We start from the raw sequence: 18571 nt of genomic DNA on the forward strand, positions 1-18571 counted from the left end.
AATCTGTACATAATGGACAAATTTTCATTCCTAAATGCAGCTCATTCTCAGTTAATTGAGGATTTGTATCAACAATATTTACAATACCCAGATTCGTTAGAACCTTCATGGAAATCCTTTTTCCAAGGTTTTGATTTTGCTCTGGAAAATTACAGCGACCAGGACTTTAGTCCCACTCAATATGCACAAAATTCCTTAGCCAACAACGGCGTTTCTGATGATATTCTTAATGAATTTAAAGTAGTTAATCTCATTGATGCATATAGAAGCAGAGGACATTTGTTCACCAAAACCAATCCGGTAAGAACCAGAAGACATCATGTTCCAACTTTGGATCTAGAAAATTTTGGACTTTCGCAAAACGATTTGACTAAAAAATTCAATTCGGCTGTAGAAATTGGAATGAATGGTGCTGCAACATTGCAAGAAATCATCAACCAATTGGGGACCATCTATTGCGATTCCATCGGAGTAGAATACATGCACATCCTAAATGTTGAAGAAAAATCTTTTATCAAAAATTGGATTCAAAACAACAACAACCAAGCAAAATTAGAAGCGAAAGAAAAAGTTGAAATTTTACATAAACTCAACCAAGCTGTAGCTTTTGAAAACTACTTGCACACCAAGTTTGTGGGGCAAAAAAGATTTTCCCTGGAAGGTGGCGAATCGTTAATTCCTGCCTTGGATCAATTGATTACTCGATCTTCTCAACTGGGTGTAGACGAGGTGGTTTTGGGTATGGCTCATAGAGGTAGATTGAATGTACTGACCAATATTTTTGGAAAATCATACAAACAAATTTTCTCTGAGTTTGAAGGTAAAGAATTTGAAGAAGATGTATTCTCAGGTGATGTTAAATACCATTTGGGAGCATCAACAAAAATAAAAACAGAAAGAGGTGAGGAGGTTAAAATAAACTTAACACCAAACCCATCGCACTTAGAAACTGTTGCAGCCCTTGTGGAAGGGATCTGTAGAGCGAAAGTGGATATAGAATACAACGATTATAAAAAAGTTTTGCCAATCGTCATCCACGGTGATGGAGCCATTGCAGGACAAGGCATCGTGTACGAAATTGCACAAATGATGACTTTGGACGGTTATAAAACGGGAGGTACCGTACATATTGTTGTGAACAATCAGGTGTCCTTCACCACCAATTATTTGGATGCTCGTTCGTCCATGTATTGTACCGACATTGCAAAAGTTACAGACTCTCCTGTAATGCATGTTAATGACGACGATGTAGAAGCAGTGGTACATGCCATTCGTTTTGCTGCAGAATTCCGAGCTCGATTTGGGAAAGATGTGTACATCGATCTTTTGGGGTATAGAAAATACGGACATAACGAAGGGGATGAACCAAGATTTACCCAACCCAATTTGTACAAATCCATCTCAAAACATCCAAATCCAAGAGAAATCTATAAGGATAAATTGTTGAAAGAAGGTATTGTCTCCGATGCGGTAATCAAAGAAATGGAAGGTGATTTCAAAAAATTATTGGACATTGACTATGACGCTTCTAAAGAAATTATCAAAAATGCCATGTCGGTTTTCATGGAAGATGTTTGGTCCAATTACTCTTTGGCAGAAAAAGGAGCTTTGCTTAAAAAATACAACACCAGCTATGATTTGGCTGCATTGAAAGCGTTGGCTCAACAAATTTCAACACTTCCAAAAGACAAAAAATTCCTCAATAAAATTACCCGTTTGTTTGAAGCCAGACTTAAAATGATTGACAACAATTCTTTGGATTGGGCAATGGGAGAGTTATTGGCGTATGCCACACTATTAGCAGAAGGCAACAGCATCAGAATTTCTGGAGAAGATGTTCAGAGAGGGACTTTCTCTCACCGTCATGCGGTTTTAAAAACGGAAGATACTGAAGAAAAATATACGCCTTTGGCACAAGTAAACAGCAACCAAAGATTTGACATCTACAACTCACACCTTTCAGAGTATGGAGTTTTAGGTTTCGATTACGGATATGCTGTAGCAGCTCCAAATACCATGACCATATGGGAGGCTCAGTTTGGTGACTTTACCAACGGTGCTCAGATTATTGTAGATCAATATTTGGTTGCAGCTGAAGACAAATGGAAAATGCAAAACGGCTTGGTAATGCTACTTCCACACGGATCCGAAGGTCAAGGTGCCGAGCACTCTTCTGCACGATTGGAAAGATTCCTTACCCTTGCTGCCAATGAAAATATCATCGTTGCCAATTGTACAACACCGGCTAACTATTTCCACTTGTTGAGAAGACAAATGAAATTCTCTTTCCGTAAACCGTTGGTGGTGATGACTCCGAAGTCTTTACTGAGACATCCTAAAGCAGTTTCTCAATTGGAAGATATGGCAAATGGCGAATTCCAACCGATCATAGACGATATCACGGTGGACGCAAGCAAGGTAGAAAAATTGGTATTCTGTTCGGGCAAATTGTACTACGAATTGCTATCGAAAAGAGAAGAACTAAACGATACCACGACCGCTTTGGTTAGAATGGAGCAATTGTATCCTTTACAGATGGATATAATTGAAGAAATCTTAAACAAATATTCCAATAGAAAATCATTGATTTGGGCACAAGAAGAACCTGAAAATATGGGAGCTTGGTCATTCATCCTAAGACATTTTAGACATACCGATATGCAAGTGGTAGCTCCTGTACCTAGCGGTTGCCCAGCACCTGGAAGTCATAAAATGTTCGAAAAAAACCAAACCGATGTCATCAACAGAGTTTTTGGTTGCAACGATGCACCAACTAGCAGACCTGTAACGGCATAATACAAAAATAATTTAGTTTAAAATATAAAAATATACAGATGTCAATATTAGAAATGAAAGTTCCTTCGCCAGGGGAATCCATCACAGAAGTGGAAATCGCAACTTGGTTAGTAAAAGACGGTGATTTCGTAGAAAAAGACCAACCCATAGCAGAAGTTGATTCCGACAAAGCAACTCTTGAACTTCCAGCTGAAGAAAGTGGTATTATCACTCTAAAGGCTGAAGAAGGTGAAGTGGTGCAAGTAGGTCAAGTGGTTTGTTTGATCGACAGATCAGCATCCAAACCTGAAGGTGCTGCCGAAGCTCCTAAAGCAGAGGTTAAAAAAGAAGAAGCTCCTAAAGCCGAAGCGCCACAACCTGCATCACAAGCGACAACTTATGCTTCTGGAACTCCTTCTCCAGCTGCCAAAAAAATATTGGACGAAAAAGGAATTGCTCCAGCTCAAGTGCAAGGAACGGGAAGAGACGGTAGAATTACCAAAGAAGACGCAACTGTAGCTTCTGTACCAGCAATGGGATCTACATTGGGAGGAAATAGAACTTCTACAACCACAAAACTTTCTGTTCTTAGAAGAAAATTAGCAGCAAGATTGGTTTCTGTTAAAAATGAAACGGCCATGCTTACCACCTTCAACGAAGTGGATATGTCCGAAATTTTCAGAATCAGAAAACAATACAAAGACGAGTTCGCACAAAAACACGGATTTGGACTTGGTTTCATGTCTTTCTTTACAAAAGCAGTAACCAGAGCTTTGCAAATGTACCCGGATGTAAATGCATCCATCGATGGAGATTTCAAAATCAACTACGATTTCTGCGACATTTCTATTGCCGTTTCCGGTCCTAAAGGTTTAATGGTTCCTGTGTTGAGAAATGCTGAAAACCTAACTCTTAGAGGGGTAGAAGGCAGCATAAAAGACTTGGCTGAAAAAGTAAGAAACGGAAAAATTACCGTTGACGAAATGACGGGAGGTACTTTCACCATTACCAATGGTGGTGTCTTCGGATCCATGTTGTCCACACCAATCATCAACCCACCACAATCTGCAATTTTGGGTATGCACAACATCATCCAAAGACCGGTTGCCATCAACGGACAGGTAGAAATCCGACCAATGATGTATCTGGCAGTTTCTTACGACCACAGAATTATCGACGGTAGAGAGTCTGTTGGTTTCTTAGTAGCTGTAAAAGAAGCATTGGACAATCCAGTAGAATTCTTAATGAACGGAGACGAAAGAAAAGCATTGGAACTGTAATCCAATCAAAATAATCAAAAAAGGTCGGTTTTTTTTCCGACCTTTTTTATTCCTATTTTAACATACTGTTTTTTTTAGGAGCTTCAAAAGTTAAGATTCTTTGGTAGCCTCGTCCGACTGTCCGCTGTATCTTTTGTGCCAAGGCTTTTCCCTAGGCTTACAAAAGGATGCCGCTACCATTCGGGCTGGTACAAAAAAAGAGAGATCTTCAAAAAAACCACACATGAACAGAATAGAAATTACACTTTTTCTCCTACTATTTTCAACAATCTTTTATTCGCAAAATAAAAAATCTTCATTAGAAATCATCGACCTTGGAACAAAAGAAATTCAAATTCTTGGAAAGATAGAACCTAAAAATTTTGAGTACCACAAAAATAATTTGATTAAACAACTGTACCAACCGCATGAAAATCTATGGAAAGGATACTTGGGCGATGAAAAAGCATGGATTTCTTGGGTAGAAAAAACTGCACTTTCCAAACTACAAACTTGGAAAAACAACAACCAAATCATTCCAAAAAAAATATACAGACAGTTGAAAAAACATTCAAAAAAAATGTTTCGTTTCACCGGTTATCAACCTCAAGGTAAATGGTATATTCTCTATGGACCTGCATGGACAGATCTTGGAGGTTTAGGAAGTGGAGAAATGATCATTGACCTTGCCAACAAACAAAACCATAGCAACGATAGGATCATACAATTTCTCCCTCATGAACTTAACCATCAAATTTACAATATTTACCAGCCACAAACCGAGTTTAAAGTACTGAAAAGGATAATAGATGAAGGATTTGCTACCTATGTCAGTCATGTTTTTCACCAACAAAAATATACACTTGCCCAAGAATTGGGGTATACCCAAACCGAATTCGAATTTTGTGTTAAAAATGAGGAAAAACTCTTACAAGTATTGGCAAAATATCACCTGAACAAGGAGGAAAGTGTAGCACGACAGTTTGCCGATAGAAATACCAAAATAGGAGAGGGATTTCCTGGAGCTATTGGTTATTTTATCGGTTATAGAATTGTTGAAGAATATGTCAAAAGGTACGGAAAGAACTCTTGGAAAGACCTCTACACAGCATCTCCATTAGATATTCTGAATAAAAGTAGAATATTAAAATAGCAGAAAAAAAGATTGGAAGTTAGGCCTTCCAATCTTTTAAAAATTGTTTAACCCAAAACAGAAACCCCATTTTCTACCAGTTGATAAATGGTATCTTTGGCAGAGTCTGGTTTTATATTTACCGCACGCGTTCCGTTGAAATGGATGCAGGTAATATAGTCCTGTTTTATGGCGTCCATGCAGGTGTATTTCACACAATAATCCAAGGCCAATCCAACAATTTCTACCAAGCCAATGTCGTGGTATTTTAAGAAATCGTCCAAACCGGTTTTCATAAAATGGTTGTTATCTTGAAAGCCACTGTAGCTGTCAATCTCTGTATTCTTTCCTTTTTGAATGATATGCGCACCTTCAGGGACGATCAGATCTTTATGAAATTCTGCTCCAAAGGTTCCTTGTACACAATGATCCGGCCACATAAACTGTGGGATACCGCCTAGTATAATGCTTTCACCTACTTTTTTATTGTTGTTGGATGCAAAACTTTTATGGTCAGCAGGGTGCCAATCTTGGGTTAATATGATTTGGTCATAGTCGTTTTCTTGTGTAAGATGGTTGATGTACGGGATAATTTCATTGGCTCCAAGAACCGCCAATGCACCGCCTTCGCAGAAATCATTCTGAACATCAACGATTATTAATGCTTTCTTCATGGACAGATTGTTAAATTCTAATTTTTTGGTAAATTTACAAAACGAATATTCAAACGAAGTATATTTCTAAAATAAACTATCGTGAAATTAATTTAAAAACATGGGAATTTTCAACTCAATTTTTGGTGACAAATCAAAAGAAGAAGCAAGTAGTATTTGGATCGATATAGATTCTGTTGAAAAGCTTCAACAAGCAATCGATCAATCCTTTCAACAAAAAATTGCGATTTTCAAACATTCAACCCGATGTGGGATAAGTTCTAGAGTGAAGTCCAATTTTGAAAAAGAAATTTTAGAGAACAATCCTCCAAACATTCAATTTTATTATTTAGATCTTTTGTCTTATCGTGCTTTGTCCAACAAAATCGCAGAAGATTTTGGTATAAGCCACCAAAGTCCACAAATTATTGTAATAGAAAAGGGTAGTGCCGTGCATCATGCCTCGCACAGTTCCATATTTCTTAACTTTTTATAGACATGACCAACATACAAAATTATCTTTCAGAAGTATTGGATTTACCAAAAGAATCTGTTTTTAAATGTAAAAATAATCTGACCATGAAAACGGTCAGTAAAGGAAGTTTTTTATTGGAAGCCGGAGAAGTCTGTCAACATACTTATTTTGTTGAAAAAGGTTTGCTCAGAATGTATTCTTTGGATAAAAATGGAAAGGAACATGTTATACAATTTGCACCAGAAAATTGGATGATTTCCGATAGAAGTTCGGTTTTTTTTAATGAAAATTCTCGATTTTATATCGATGCCATTGAAGAAACAGAGGTGTTGATGCTGAACAATAATTTTTTCACAGAACTTTCCGTCCTATTTCCGGATTCAGCGTATAAAATAGATTTATTGTTGCAAAAGCACATCAGAAATCTTCAGAACCGTGTCCAATCCTTGTTATCGGACACGGCTGAAGAACGCTACCTGAGTTTTATAAAAATGTATCCGGATATTCTGCAAAGAGTACCACAATGGATGGTCGCTTCATATTTGGGCATCACTCCGGAAAGTTTGAGTAGAGTTAGAAAAAATCTGGTGAAAAAAGATGCAAATTAATAATGGATCACCAAATTTTCTTCTAAAGGTTTGTTTTTGGTAATCCAAAATCCTTGAATTTTTTTGGAAATACTCCCCACCCAAATAGAAAAATATTTGGCATCGTTGGACTGTTCAGAGTCGATGTTGTACACAAACATTTGCACCGGATCATCCGTCATGTACTTGTGGTAATAGGCATTGTTGAATTTTTTAATTTCAATACTACCGTATTTTTTCTGGTTATCTTCACAAATGGATTTCATATTTTTTCTAAGATAATTGTCCATAGGAATAGAAAGTTTGGCCGATTTGAAATTGGAATTGTATTCTTTATTTCGACATTTATCCAAAACTTCTTGGGCAAATTCTTGTGTAAATTTTAAGAAAATCCTATTGACTGCTCCTTCAGACATCTTATCGTATCGTACTTGTGAAAAGCTAAGTGTCGGTAGCACTATGAATAGTGAAAATAAAAATAGTTTAGTTGGTTTCATTTTTTGAAAATATTGAGTTTTAATTGTATTAAAGTTTCAATTTTTTCTCAAAATGTGTTTTTTAGTTTAAAATAAAAGCAAAGAAAAGGGAAATCTTTGCTTTTATCACATTTTTAGAAAGTCATTTCCGGAACATCATCCGCAATAATCAATTTTCCGGCAGTAGCTTTTTTAATTTCATCAACGCTTACGCCTGGAGCTCTTTCAACGCAGTGAAAAGCACCGTCCTTCACTTCGTATGCACCAAGTTCTGTGACAATTTTTTTAATGCATTTTACACCCGTCAAAGGTAACGAGCAGGTGGAAAGCAATTTACTCTCACCGTGTTTGTTCACTTGTTGCATGGCTACGATAATATTTTTAGCAGAAGCTACCAAATCCATAGCTCCGCCCATGCCTTTAACCATTTTTCCTGGAATTTTCCAATTGGCAATGTCACCATTTTCAGAAACTTCCATGGCACCTAAGATGGTAAGATCTACTTTTTGAGCACGGATCATTCCGAAGCTGGTTGCCGAGTCGAAAATTACAGATCCCGGAAGGGTAGTGATGGTCTGCTTTCCGGCATTGATAAGGTCTGCATCTTCTTCACCTTCAAACGGAAAGGGACCCATTCCTAACAAACCGTTTTCGGATTGCAAAACCACATTGATATTTTCTGGGATATAATTAGCCACCAAAGTTGGAATACCGATTCCCAAATTAACATAAGAATTGTTGGAAATTTCTTTTGCGATGCGCATCGCGATTTGTTCTTTAGATAGTGCCATATTATAGGTTTTTTGCTCTTACAGTTTTTTGTTCAATTCTTTTTTCGTAGTGTTCACCTTGGAAAATTCTGTGTACGAAAATTCCTGGTGTATGGATTTGGTCTGGATCCAGTTCTCCTGCAGGTACCAATTCTTCAACTTCGGCAATGGTTATTTTCCCTGCCATGGCCATCATGGGATTAAAGTTTCTGGCGGTTGAACGGAAAATTAAATTTCCGGCTGTATCGCCTTTCCATGCTTTTACGATGGCAAAATCCGAATCGAAAGCATATTCTAAAAGATAATCCTTACCGTTAAAGTTTCTAATTTCTTTACCTTCAGCGACTTCTGTACCAACACCTGCAGGAGTGAAAATTGCAGGCATACCGTAACCGCTTGCCATACAACGCGTTGCCAGAGTACCTTGTGGGATAAGTTCGACTTCTAATTCGCCTGAAAGTAATTGTCTTTCAAATTCAGCATTTTCGCCAACATAAGAAGCAATCATTTTTTTGATTTGTTTTTTTTGTAGTAACAATCCCAAACCAAAATTATCAACACCGGCATTGTTGGATATGCAGGTTAGGTTTTTCACATTTTTTCTCACCAATTCGGCGATACTGTTTTCAGGAATACCACAAAGACCGAAACCACCAAGCATAATGGTCATTCCATCTTGGATACCTTCACAGGCTTCCTGTACATTTTTTACTGTTTTATTGATCATTTTTAATGTATTATCTGTACTGCTAAAATTAAGACTTTTTTGGTATATCATCAAAATCTACTTTCTACAGTCGTGTTAAAAAAAATCCTATAATTTATATTATGTTAAATTAGATGCGTTTTAGTAATAAACGGTTATTCTTTGGATTGTCTATTTATCTTCTAAAACTTTCTTAAGATTATCAGCATTTTGTTGAAAGCTGGCATTCATATCGTACATCAACGACATCAAATTAAACGGTATGGGAGTTTCACCATCTACTTCAATAGTCAATTTGGTTTTATTGGGGCTTAACTCATCCATTTCATAAACCAAATGATTGGCTTTGCTGTTGTCCATTAAGTACAAGTCGATTTCCACTTTTTTATTTTCTGAAAGATTTTTTATTTTTTGTTCGCCATTCCCTACAATTTCACTTTGCCATTTCAAGCCAGAACCAATTTCTCCGTCTTTACCGTAATAATTTTTGATGATGTTGGGATCTTCTTCAAACCAAATGGAATACTCTTCTTGAGTTTTTATGCTTTTAACATAATTATAAACCTCGGAAATGGGTTTGTTAATGGTAGTTTCTCCTTTTGCATGAAATTTTTTAGGTGCAACTAGAGCGGCTATAAAAATCAATGCTGTAACGATCAGTAACCCGATAAGGACTTTTTTGAAAATATTCATAATCTTGTGTTTTAATTCTTGATGTACGACTTTCTATTTTCAAATCAAGATCTATTACCATTCATACCTTCTTTTCTCAATCATGGCATCTACAGAAAATTTTCCTGCCGATAAAATGAGAAGCATGAGATACGATAAGAAATATAAAATTGGAAGTTCCATTTTACTAAAATCATCCTGAATATGCACCATAAAAATGGCAAATAACATGGTAAACATGATCGGGATACACGCCAATCTTGTGAATAGACCGATGATGATGAAAAATGGACATAAAAATTCAGCAAATACGACCATTGCTAATGTAAAACCAGGACTGAGTCCCCACAAACTCATAAATTCAATTTTCCCAGACATAAGCATTTGTAACTTAGGATATCCGTGACTGAGCATGGACAATCCTATAACAATTCTCAATAATAGCAGTCCAAAGTTGAGAAAATTTTTATTATATGTTGTGGATAAAAACATGATGAAAAAAAGAATTACACTCAAATTTAACATTATTTTGTCAATTTGAGTGTAATTTTTAAAATAAATTTTGTCGATTTTTATCGATATCCAAAATTCTTAAGATCTCTATCGTTTTTTCTCCAATCTTTTTTGACTTTTACAAAAAGGTTGAGATGGATTTTTTTGTTAAAGAATTTTTCAAGATCCAATCGTGCTTGTGTACCTACTTTTTTTATCGCTTCGCCTTTATGTCCAATGATGATTCCTTTTTGGGTATCTCTTTCGACATATATGATGGAATCGATAAAAATGATGCCTTCTTTTTCTTTAAACTGTTCAGTGACAACCTCTACAGAGTACGGAATTTCTTTTTCATAATTCAAAAGAATTTTTTCGCGAACCGTTTCGTTTACGAAAAATCGTTCTGGTTTGTCGGTGTACTGGTCTTTGTCGTAGTATGGTGGGTTTTCCGGCAACAAAGATTTTAATTTTGGTAAAATAACATCGGTATTGAAGCCTTCTTGGGCAGAAATCGGAAGAATTTCTGCTTTGGGGATTTTATTGTGCCAAAACTCCATGATTCCTTCTAATTTCTCTTGATTGGAAACATCGATTTTGTTGATTAAAATAAGTACAGGAACCGGAATTTTATTCAGTTTTTCCACCAAAAATTCATTGGGTTCGGACGGATCTGTAATATCGATGATGAATAAAAATACATCGGCATCTTGCAAAGAATCCTTTACAAAATCCATCATTTTTTCTTGCAATCCGTACTTAGGATCCAAAACTCCGGGAGTATCGGAAAAGACAATTTGAACATCGTCTTCATTATAAATTCCAAAAATACGATGTCTTGTCGTTTGTGCTTTTTGGGTAACAATGGCCAACTTCTCGCCCATCAATCTGTTGAGAAGCGTAGATTTTCCGGCATTGGGTTTCCCAACGATGTTCACAAAACCAGCTCTATGGTTGTTATTTTCTGTCATTCTATTTTCGTATTGAAATGGGTTTCACAAAATATAAAATACGATTATTTCTTTCTTTTTGCAATCGATTTTGCTTTTTGCTGCGCTCTATTGGCACCGTGTTTTTTAGGTGGTTTTCTTTTGCTTGGTCCACCGAGATTAATTTTTCTATTTTTAGCTGCCTTTTCATGGAAAGCTCCTCCCCCTTCATTCAGTTTCACTTTTACAGGGTTTTTCATCAAAACCACTTCTTCTTCAGCTGCGATTTTCTTAGGATTAATCTTGACTTCGGATGGGAAATCGTTTATGAAAAGTTCTTTATCCATCAACATTTCTATTTCTAAGAGCGCTGTGTCTTCTTTTTCGGTGATAAAGGTGATGGCTTTTCCGTCCTTGTCTGCCCTACCCGTTCTACCAATCCTGTGGATGTATTGTTCTGGAACTTCCGGAACCTCGAAGTTGATGACATGGGTAATGTCCGAAATGTCCAAACCTCTTGCCATAACATCGGTAGTTATTAAGCCTCGAACTTCTTCATTTTCAAATTTTTTCAGGGCTTTTAGACGGTAGTTTTGTGATTTATTGGAGTGGATCACTTCGAAATCTTCTGGGAATAACTCTTCGATTTTGGTAAATAACAAATCGGCGTGTCTTTTATTATTCGTAAAAATCAAAACTTTGGAAAGATCATCATTTTGCTTTAAAAGATGTTCTAATAAATTCACTTTAGTGTTGAAATTAACTACCTTATAACCGCTTTGTTCAATTTTTTCTAGAGGTGTACCCGATTTGGCTAAGGATATTTCTATCGGACTGGCAAAGTATTCGTCCAACATTTCATCCACTGCTTCGGTCATGGTTGCCGAGAACAAAATATTTTGTCTCTTGGCTTTCATCATTTCGAAAATATGGGTCAATTGTGGTCTGAATCCTAGGTTTAGCATTTCATCAAACTCATCAATGATTAAATTTTTAACTTCTTTTAAAGAAATTGAATTGTCTATCGCCAAGTCCATAACCCTACCAGGAGTACCTACCAAAATGTCGCAACCCTCGTTGAAGAGTAATTTTTGAGTATTGATGTTTTTTCCTCCATACACTCCGATAACACGGGTGGTAATGTTTTGACAAAGGTTTTGCAAAATTTCACTAACCTGCACCACCAATTCTCTGGTCGGTACCAAAACCAAAACCGTTGGGTTTCCATTTTTATTGTATTTCCAATTTTTGAGTACTGGCAAAAGATAGGCTAAAGTTTTACCCGTACCGGTTTGCGCAATTCCCATGATGTCTCTTCCTGAGAGTATCGGTTTAAAGCTTTTTTCCTGAATGGGTGTTGGTTCGAAAATTTCTAAGTCTGCTAATACATCTAAGATCTTTTCCGGTAATTCAAAATCTGCAAAAGTGAGTTTTTCCATGGTGCAAAAGTACGATTTATAAAAAGAATTAAAAATAAAAAAAATCCTTCCATAAAATGAAAGGATTTGTAGGTATTTTTCTAAAAAATTATTCCCACTCGATGGTTGCAGGTGGTTTGCTAGAGATGTCGTAAGCAACTCTATTAATGCCTCTCACTTCGTTGATAATTCTGTTGGAAACCAACTCTAGAAACTCATACGGAAGTTTGCTCCAAGTGGCGGTCATAAAGTCGATGGTATTGGCAGAACGAACTACAGCTGTGTATTCATAAGTTCTTTCGTCGCCCATAACTCCTACAGATTTTACTGGAAGAAGAACGACAAAGGCCTGAGAAACTTTTTCGTACAAATCGTTTTTATACAATTCTTGAATGAAAATATCATCGGCTTCTTGTAAAATTCTTACTTTTTCAGCATCCACTTCGCCTAAGATTCTAATGCCTAAACCTGGACCTGGGAATGGATGTCTGTACACCAAATGGTGAGCGATACCCAACTCTTCACCTACTTTTCTTACTTCGTCTTTGAAAAGTTCTCTAAGAGGTTCCAATAATTCCATTTTCATGTCTTCTGGCAAACCACCAACATTGTGGTGAGACTTGATTACTGCAGAAGGTCCTTTAACCGATTGACTTTCGATAACATCCGGATAGATGGTGCCTTGAGCCAAGAATTTCGCCCCAGAAAGGTTGGTAGATTCTTCATCAAAAACGGCAATAAACTCGTTTCCGATGATTTTTCTTTTTTGTTCAGGATCAGAAACACCTGCCAATTTGGATAAGAATCTTTCGGAAGCATCGACCATTTTGATGTTCATGTGGAAATGCTCACCGTAGTTTTCCATTACTTTTTTTCCTTCGTCCTTTCTTAACAGTCCGGTATCTACAAAGATACAAGTGAGTTGATCGCCGATGGCTTTGTGGATGAGTACTGCTGCAACGGATGAGTCTACCCCACCAGAAAGTCCTAAAATTACTTTTTCTGTTCCTACTTTTTCACGAATTTCGGCAACGGTTTTATCGATATAATTGGTAAGTTTCCAATTTTTTTCGGCATTACAAATTTCAAAAACGAAGTTTTCCAACATTTTAGCTCCTTCTTCGGAATGAGAAACTTCAGGGTGGAATTGTACACAGTAGATGTTTTTGCTTTCGTTGGAAATGGCAGAGATCACATCGGTTTTCGCATTGATTTCAAAGCCTTCAGGTACTTGTTCAACCTCGTCAAAATGGCTCATCCACACGATGGAATCGGTAGAAACACCGTTGAAAAGTTTAGAACTTTTATCGATGTGTAAGTTTGCTTTTCCATATTCTCCTTTTTCGCCTTTTTTTACTGTTCCTCCCAAAAGATGAGTGGTCAATTGCATGCCGTAGCAAATTCCCAATACAGGAATTTCTTGATCAAATAGTGCTTTTTCTACCAAATGAGCGTCTTCTGCATTTACAGAACTTGGTCCACCAGAAAGGATAATCCCTGCAGGTTGTTTGGCCATAAGGTCTTTTATGGGTGTATTATAAGGTAAAACTTCTGAATAAACTCCCATTTCTCGAACTCTTCTGGCGATAAGTTGGTTGTATTGGGATCCAAAGTCTAAAATTAAAATTCCGTTATTCATTATTACTTTTTATTTTTCAAATTTTTATAAAAATTTCTAAAAAAAAAGAGGGAAAAATCCCTCTAATGTTTAGAATTTACCGATATCTTCTCTGTAATATTCATAATCGAAATGTACAGAAAGTGCATCAGCATATACTTTTTTTCTGGCTTCTTCGTAAGTTGGTGCAGTAGCGACAACATTTACGACTCTACCACCTGTGGTTACAATTCTGTCGCCTTGTTTTTGGGCACCGGCGAAAAATAAGTGTGAGTCTTTTACCTTTTCGATTCCTTTAATTTCGAAATCGGTTTCAATTTTTCCAGGATAACCTCCGGAACACATCACCAAACAAACCGCTTTTTTATCAGCAAATTTCAATTCGATGTCTTTTCCTTCTAGGCAATCTTGAATATGATCCAAAAGGTTACTTTCTAAAAGAGGCATAATCACTTGAGTTTCTGGGTCTCCCATTCTCATGTTGTACTCCAATAGATATACACCGTTGTTGGTAATCATCAATCCAAAGAAAATAAATCCTTTGAAGTTAAGATTTTCAGCATTAAGTCCTTTTAGGGTTGGTTCAAGGATGTTTTTTTCGAAATCGGCATAATGTTCTTGTGTGAATTTTGGACAAGGAGCAACGCTTCCCATACCGCCTGTATTGGCTCCTTTATCACCGTTTCCTACCTTTTTATAGTCTTTTGCAGTTACACAAGGGAAAAATTTATTTCCGTTAGAAAAAGCAATTATTGAAGTTTCAAAACCTTGCAAAAATTCTTCGATAACCAGTTGGATACCTGCATCGCCATAGATTCTGTCAATCATGAAAGCATGGATGGTACTAAGAGCATCGTCCAAGTTTTCACAGATTACAACACCTTTACCGCCTGCTAAACCAGAGGCCTTGATGACCAATGGGAAAGCTTGGGTTTTTACATATTCTGTAGCTTCTTTGTAGGCATCAAAAGTTACTGCTTTAGCTGTTTTGATACCATGAGTTTGCATGAATCTTTTTGAGAAAGCTTTGCTACCTTCTAGTTCTGCAGCTCTTTTCTTAGGACCAAAAACCTTAAGTCCGTGTTGTCTAAAATCGTCAACCAGACCTTCAACTAATGGAGCTTCTGGACCAACAATCGTAAGATCTATCTTCTCTCTGATGGCAAGATTTCTTAGTTCAACGATGTCGTTTTCGTAAACATTTTGCCCCAAAAGATCCGTTGTTGCGTTTCCTTTTGCAAAATACATTTTAGAAATTCTGCTATCACTCTTTAGTTTCCAAGCAAGGGCACTTTCTCTCCCTCCGTTACCTACGATTAGAACTCTCATAATTAGTTTTATAAATTTATTTTTCGGAACTACAAAAGTAAGAATTTGACCAAAGATATCAAAGTGTGAATCTTATTTTTTATGCTTCGACTTTTAATATTCTATAAATTGCTTAAATTATAGTATGGTTGTAGTATAATATCCAGATAAATATTCAATTTAAAAAACAGATAATTTGTGGAGGTCTGTACCTTGATATCAAGACCTAATTTTTCAAAAAAATCCCGAAATGTTCATCCATTTGTAAAACTCCTTCTACGATGTGTTCGGGATGCTGATTGAAGCCTTTTAGCTTAGAGGTTTTCTTTTTGATTATGAGATCGTGTATCTGTTTTTCGTTTAGTTTTTTGCCAAAAATCTCGAAAGGAATTTTGAAACCACAACTTTTATAATCGTTGCATCCAATTGCTGATTTCCCTTTTATCAATGCATGGTTCTTGCATTTTGGACATTGTATTTCTGACCATGAAATTTCTTTGGAAACGGCAGGTTTTTCAGATTTTTTCTTTTCTTTTTTCTGGGGTTCTGTTTCTAGTTGTATCAATTTTGCCTTGCTATCGATGACTTTTTTGGTCAGTTCTGTCACCATGGCTATCAATTCTTCCTTAAAAACATCTGCGGAATATTCGCCTTTTTCAATTTTTCTTAGCTTAAACTCCCATTCTCCGGTGAGTTCCGGGCTTTTTAGCAAATCGTCTTCTATGGTATCTATCAGATCCACACCGGTAGAAGTTGCAAAAAGATTTTTCCTTTTTTTCTCGATGTATTTTCTTTTGAAAAGGGTTTCGATAATGTTGGCTCGAGTGGATGGTCTTCCGATGCCATTGTTTTTCAGCATTTCACGAAGTTCTTCGTCTTCCACTTGTTTTCCGGCGGTTTCCATAGCCCGCAAAAGAGTCGCCTCGGTGTACGGTTTTGGTGGCGAGGTTTTCCCCTGATGTACGATGGGGAAATGCGTCCCTTTTTCGCCAATTGCAAATTCCGGTATCGTTTGTTCTTCGTCTTTATTTTGGTTTTCGGATTCGTCTTTTTTATCTTTGGAATAAATCAAACGCCAACCCGGTTCTAGGATTTGTTTTCCTGTGGCTTTGAAGGGGATTTCTCCCACTTTTCCTTCCACCAAAGTATTTGAAATTTTACATTCTGGATAGAAAACAGCGATAAATCTTCTGGCCACCAAATCATAAATTTGTTTTTCCTCTCTGCTCAAAGAAGAGCTGGGAGCGATTTCTGTGGGTATAATTGCATGGTGATCGGTAACTTTGGTATCGTCGAAAACCGTTTTGGACTTAGGAATTGGTTGGCTGAGCAACTCGGTCGTATATTCCTGATAATGAGTCATGGATCTTAATATTCCTGCAATTTTAGGGTACAAACTTTCCGATAGATAGGTGGTATCTACCCTGGGATAGGTGGTGTGTTTTTTTTCGTATAACGATTGGATAAGTTTTAGCGTATTTTCAGCAGAAAATCCGTATTTTTTGTTGGCTTCAACCTGAAGACCTGTCAAATCGAATAACCGAGGATTTTTCTCTTTTCCTTCCTTTATTTCAAAAGATACAATCTCAAATTCGTGTTTTTTAAGATATTCTAAACCTTTCTCCGCTTTTTCTAAAGACTTCAAACGATCGATAGCCGCAGAAAAAAGCACTTCACGGTAAGCCGTTTTTAATTCCCAATATTCTTCAGACTGGAAGGCATCAATCTCTTTTTGTTTTTGTACCAACATGGCCAAAGTTGGAGTTTGTACCCGACCAATGGATAAAACGGCCTTGTTTCCGCCAAATTTTTTGGTAAACAATCGTGTGGCATTGATGCCCAAAAGCCAATCGCCAACAGCTCTGGCATTACCAGCCAAATAAAGTTTGTTGTATTCTTCGGCATTTTTTAAGTTATCGAAACCGTCTTTGATGGCCTCTTCGGTTAGCGATGAAATCCACAATCTTTTTACCGGTTTTTTGCATTTCGCTTTTTGCAGAACCCATCGTTGTATCAGTTCACCTTCTTGCCCGGCATCGCCACAGTTGATGACTTCATCACATTCTGAAACCAATTTTTCAATGACTTTGAACTGGTTTTCTACTCCTTTATTGTCGATGAGTTTGATGCCAAAATTTTGAGGAATAATGGGTAGAAAAATCAGACTCCAGGATTTGTATTGAGGGCCGTAATCGTGAGGTTCTTTCAAGGTGCACAGATGTCCGAAAGTCCAAGTTACGCAATAACCATTGCCTTCCATATAGCCTTGTTTGGGCATATTGGCTCCGAGAACTTTGGCAATATCTCTGGCTACACTTGGTTTCTCGGCAATACAAAGTTTCATGGAAAATAGAAATTGAAATTAAAAGAAAGCTTCAAAAGTAAAGAATATTTTGTCTTGGAACAAATAAGATTGCTAAATGAAATCTTGTCTGCATCATCCATCAGAGAAAAGAAATATAAGTTATTCAATCCGATTTCAACTGCATTAAAAACGCCTTAACAAACTTTATTACACAAAATATTACAATTAACATCATGTGCTAAAGAAAGTTGTTTATAAAAAAAGAAGCCGACCTTATCGAGGTCACTGAAAAACCATCTTTATTTTGAATAAGATTTAATTTCAGACAAGAATTAAGAGCTTATTACACGACTTTAAAATCGGTAATAAGCTCTTTACATTTTTTGGAGTTCTAAATTTAATGGGTTTTGTAAAGCTTGTTTTGCTTTAATTGGAGCTGAGTTTTAAAGATGATGATTTTGTTCTCTTTTTCTTAGATTAATTTCAGGATTCTCTTCAAATTGACTGCGAAAATAGCCAATGCTCCCTGCATTTGCATGTTTTCTATTACATAAGAAGTGGCTCTTTTGTAACCATGAACATTTTTAAGTTCACTGTTTTTGGCTTCAATTTTATACCGGTGTTTCGATTTCTCCTTGTAATAATCACTTTCCTGAAAAGCCATCTGTTCTTGGTGTAATTCTGATTTTATAGAAACAGAATAGGTTTTAGATTTTGCTCCTTCTTTGTAACAACCTTCTCTTAATGGGCAAACTTTACATTTTTCAACATCAAAATAATATACATCAACTTGATTTTTGCCGACATTCTTTCTATTCTGACGGGCTTTTCTGATGGCCAAATGTCCGGCAGGACAAACAAATCTGTCGGCATCCTTATTGTAATCAAACTGGTCTTTTTCTTTCCTACATCCTTGTGTAATGGATGGATTTAACTTTGCAACAATTTTTATATCCTGTTCGCTGGCAATTTTCAGATTTTCTTTTCCACTATAAG

Annotated in this window: 17 protein-coding genes; 5 read left to right on the forward strand and 12 right to left on the reverse strand. The window is 36.6% G+C overall.

Annotated elements, in window-relative coordinates; all coding sequences use genetic code 11:
• Positions 1 to 12 precede the first annotated feature (12 nt).
• The 3 genes from EIY84_RS09480 (at position 13) to EIY84_RS09490 (ending at position 5187) form a co-directional block, all read left to right on the forward strand.
• Complete coding sequence (locus tag EIY84_RS09480) at positions 13 to 2796, forward strand: 2-oxoglutarate dehydrogenase E1 component (protein ID WP_124642565.1); 2784 nt, start codon at positions 13 to 15, stop codon at positions 2794 to 2796.
• A gap of 38 nt (positions 2797 to 2834) precedes the next feature.
• The gene (gene odhB, locus EIY84_RS09485) at positions 2835 to 4055 is read left to right on the forward strand and encodes a 2-oxoglutarate dehydrogenase complex dihydrolipoyllysine-residue succinyltransferase (RefSeq protein ID WP_124642567.1); all 1221 of its coding nucleotides are present in this window, start codon (positions 2835 to 2837) and stop codon (positions 4053 to 4055) included.
• A gap of 223 nt (positions 4056 to 4278) precedes the next feature.
• Positions 4279 to 5187 (forward strand): gliding motility protein GldB-related protein, encoded by a 909-nt coding sequence (locus EIY84_RS09490; RefSeq protein WP_124642569.1) that lies wholly within the window; start codon positions 4279 to 4281, stop codon positions 5185 to 5187.
• A 47-nt stretch (positions 5188 to 5234) separates the two neighbouring features.
• Here EIY84_RS09490 and pncA read toward each other — a convergent pair whose 3' ends face one another.
• Positions 5235 to 5840: a bifunctional nicotinamidase/pyrazinamidase gene (pncA, locus tag EIY84_RS09495; RefSeq protein ID WP_124642571.1), complete on the reverse strand. Its 606-nt coding sequence runs from the start codon at positions 5838 to 5840 to the stop codon at positions 5235 to 5237.
• Between the two features lie 100 nt (positions 5841 to 5940).
• Here pncA and ytxJ point away from each other — a divergent pair, with 100 nt between their 5' ends.
• Together ytxJ and EIY84_RS09505 are read left to right on the forward strand one after the other, a co-directional pair.
• Complete coding sequence (gene ytxJ, locus EIY84_RS09500; RefSeq protein WP_124642573.1) at positions 5941 to 6315, forward strand: bacillithiol system redox-active protein YtxJ; 375 nt, start codon at positions 5941 to 5943, stop codon at positions 6313 to 6315.
• A gap of 2 nt (positions 6316 to 6317) precedes the next feature.
• Positions 6318 to 6902 (forward strand): Crp/Fnr family transcriptional regulator, encoded by a 585-nt coding sequence (locus EIY84_RS09505; RefSeq protein ID WP_124642575.1) that lies wholly within the window; start codon positions 6318 to 6320, stop codon positions 6900 to 6902.
• Here EIY84_RS09505 and EIY84_RS09510 read toward each other — a convergent pair.
• The 11 genes from EIY84_RS09510 to EIY84_RS09560 all read right to left on the reverse strand — a co-directional run.
• Positions 6899 to 7378 carry a hypothetical protein gene (locus EIY84_RS09510; protein ID WP_124642577.1) on the reverse strand — a complete coding sequence of 160 codons (480 nt, stop codon included), beginning with the start codon at positions 7376 to 7378 and terminating at the stop codon, positions 6899 to 6901. The two genes, EIY84_RS09505 and EIY84_RS09510, sit on opposite strands and share 4 nt — an antisense overlap.
• A gap of 113 nt (positions 7379 to 7491) precedes the next feature.
• A complete protein-coding gene (locus EIY84_RS09515) occupies positions 7492 to 8148 on the reverse strand; it encodes a 3-oxoacid CoA-transferase subunit B (protein ID WP_124642578.1) in 657 nt (218 codons plus the stop codon).
• Between the two features lies 1 nt (position 8149).
• Positions 8150 to 8854 (reverse strand): CoA transferase subunit A, encoded by a 705-nt coding sequence (locus tag EIY84_RS09520; protein ID WP_124642595.1) that lies wholly within the window; start codon positions 8852 to 8854, stop codon positions 8150 to 8152.
• Between the two features lie 150 nt (positions 8855 to 9004).
• Positions 9005 to 9526 (reverse strand): SRPBCC family protein, encoded by a 522-nt coding sequence (locus tag EIY84_RS09525; RefSeq protein ID WP_124642580.1) that lies wholly within the window; start codon positions 9524 to 9526, stop codon positions 9005 to 9007.
• 54 nt (positions 9527 to 9580) lie between these two features.
• The gene (locus tag EIY84_RS09530) at positions 9581 to 10030 is read right to left on the reverse strand and encodes a DoxX family protein (RefSeq protein ID WP_241154772.1); all 450 of its coding nucleotides are present in this window, start codon (positions 10028 to 10030) and stop codon (positions 9581 to 9583) included.
• Positions 10031 to 10077: 47 nt separating this feature from the next.
• Positions 10078 to 10968: a GTPase Era gene (era, locus tag EIY84_RS09535; protein WP_124642582.1), complete on the reverse strand. Its 891-nt coding sequence runs from the start codon at positions 10966 to 10968 to the stop codon at positions 10078 to 10080.
• A gap of 44 nt (positions 10969 to 11012) precedes the next feature.
• Positions 11013 to 12365 carry a DEAD/DEAH box helicase gene (locus EIY84_RS09540; protein ID WP_124642584.1) on the reverse strand — a complete coding sequence of 451 codons (1353 nt, stop codon included), beginning with the start codon at positions 12363 to 12365 and terminating at the stop codon, positions 11013 to 11015.
• Positions 12366 to 12453: 88 nt separating this feature from the next.
• Positions 12454 to 13983 carry a glutamine-hydrolyzing GMP synthase gene (gene guaA, locus EIY84_RS09545; RefSeq protein ID WP_124642586.1) on the reverse strand — a complete coding sequence of 510 codons (1530 nt, stop codon included), beginning with the start codon at positions 13981 to 13983 and terminating at the stop codon, positions 12454 to 12456.
• A gap of 69 nt (positions 13984 to 14052) precedes the next feature.
• Positions 14053 to 15291: a phosphoribosylamine--glycine ligase gene (gene purD / locus EIY84_RS09550; RefSeq protein ID WP_124642588.1), complete on the reverse strand. Its 1239-nt coding sequence runs from the start codon at positions 15289 to 15291 to the stop codon at positions 14053 to 14055.
• A gap of 205 nt (positions 15292 to 15496) precedes the next feature.
• Positions 15497 to 17614 (reverse strand): type IA DNA topoisomerase, encoded by a 2118-nt coding sequence (locus EIY84_RS09555; protein WP_124642590.1) that lies wholly within the window; start codon positions 17612 to 17614, stop codon positions 15497 to 15499.
• 433 nt (positions 17615 to 18047) lie between these two features.
• Positions 18048 to 18571, reverse strand: a 524-nt coding sequence (locus EIY84_RS09560; protein ID WP_206428202.1) for a transposase, incomplete at its 5' end; no start/stop codon positions are given.

Source organism: Amniculibacterium aquaticum (genome assembly GCF_003852705.1).
GTDB classification, from domain to species: Bacteria; Bacteroidota; Bacteroidia; order Flavobacteriales; family Weeksellaceae; genus Amniculibacterium; species Amniculibacterium aquaticum.

Bases quoted from the DNA above. Each gene is read 5' to 3' on its own strand.
- EIY84_RS09480 (WP_124642565.1), top strand. From the start codon at position 13: ATGGACAAATTTTCATTCCTAAATGCAGCTCATTCTCAGTTAATTGAG.
- odhB (WP_124642567.1), top strand. From the start codon at position 2,835: ATGTCAATATTAGAAATGAAAGTTCCTTCGCCAGGGGAATCCATCACA.
- EIY84_RS09490 (WP_124642569.1), top strand. From the start codon at position 4,279: ATGAACAGAATAGAAATTACACTTTTTCTCCTACTATTTTCAACAATC.
- pncA (WP_124642571.1), bottom strand. From the start codon at position 5,840: ATGAAGAAAGCATTAATAATCGTTGATGTTCAGAATGATTTCTGCGAA.
- ytxJ (WP_124642573.1), top strand. From the start codon at position 5,941: ATGGGAATTTTCAACTCAATTTTTGGTGACAAATCAAAAGAAGAAGCA.
- EIY84_RS09505 (WP_124642575.1), top strand. From the start codon at position 6,318: ATGACCAACATACAAAATTATCTTTCAGAAGTATTGGATTTACCAAAA.
- EIY84_RS09510 (WP_124642577.1), bottom strand. From the start codon at position 7,378: ATGAAACCAACTAAACTATTTTTATTTTCACTATTCATAGTGCTACCG.
- EIY84_RS09515 (WP_124642578.1), bottom strand. From the start codon at position 8,148: ATGGCACTATCTAAAGAACAAATCGCGATGCGCATCGCAAAAGAAATT.
- EIY84_RS09520 (WP_124642595.1), bottom strand. From the start codon at position 8,854: ATGATCAATAAAACAGTAAAAAATGTACAGGAAGCCTGTGAAGGTATC.
- EIY84_RS09525 (WP_124642580.1), bottom strand. From the start codon at position 9,526: ATGAATATTTTCAAAAAAGTCCTTATCGGGTTACTGATCGTTACAGCA.
- EIY84_RS09530 (WP_241154772.1), bottom strand. From the start codon at position 10,030: ATGTTAAATTTGAGTGTAATTCTTTTTTTCATCATGTTTTTATCCACA.
- era (WP_124642582.1), bottom strand. From the start codon at position 10,968: ATGACAGAAAATAACAACCATAGAGCTGGTTTTGTGAACATCGTTGGG.
- EIY84_RS09540 (WP_124642584.1), bottom strand. From the start codon at position 12,365: ATGGAAAAACTCACTTTTGCAGATTTTGAATTACCGGAAAAGATCTTA.
- guaA (WP_124642586.1), bottom strand. From the start codon at position 13,983: ATGAATAACGGAATTTTAATTTTAGACTTTGGATCCCAATACAACCAA.
- purD (WP_124642588.1), bottom strand. From the start codon at position 15,291: ATGAGAGTTCTAATCGTAGGTAACGGAGGGAGAGAAAGTGCCCTTGCT.
- EIY84_RS09555 (WP_124642590.1), bottom strand. From the start codon at position 17,614: ATGAAACTTTGTATTGCCGAGAAACCAAGTGTAGCCAGAGATATTGCC.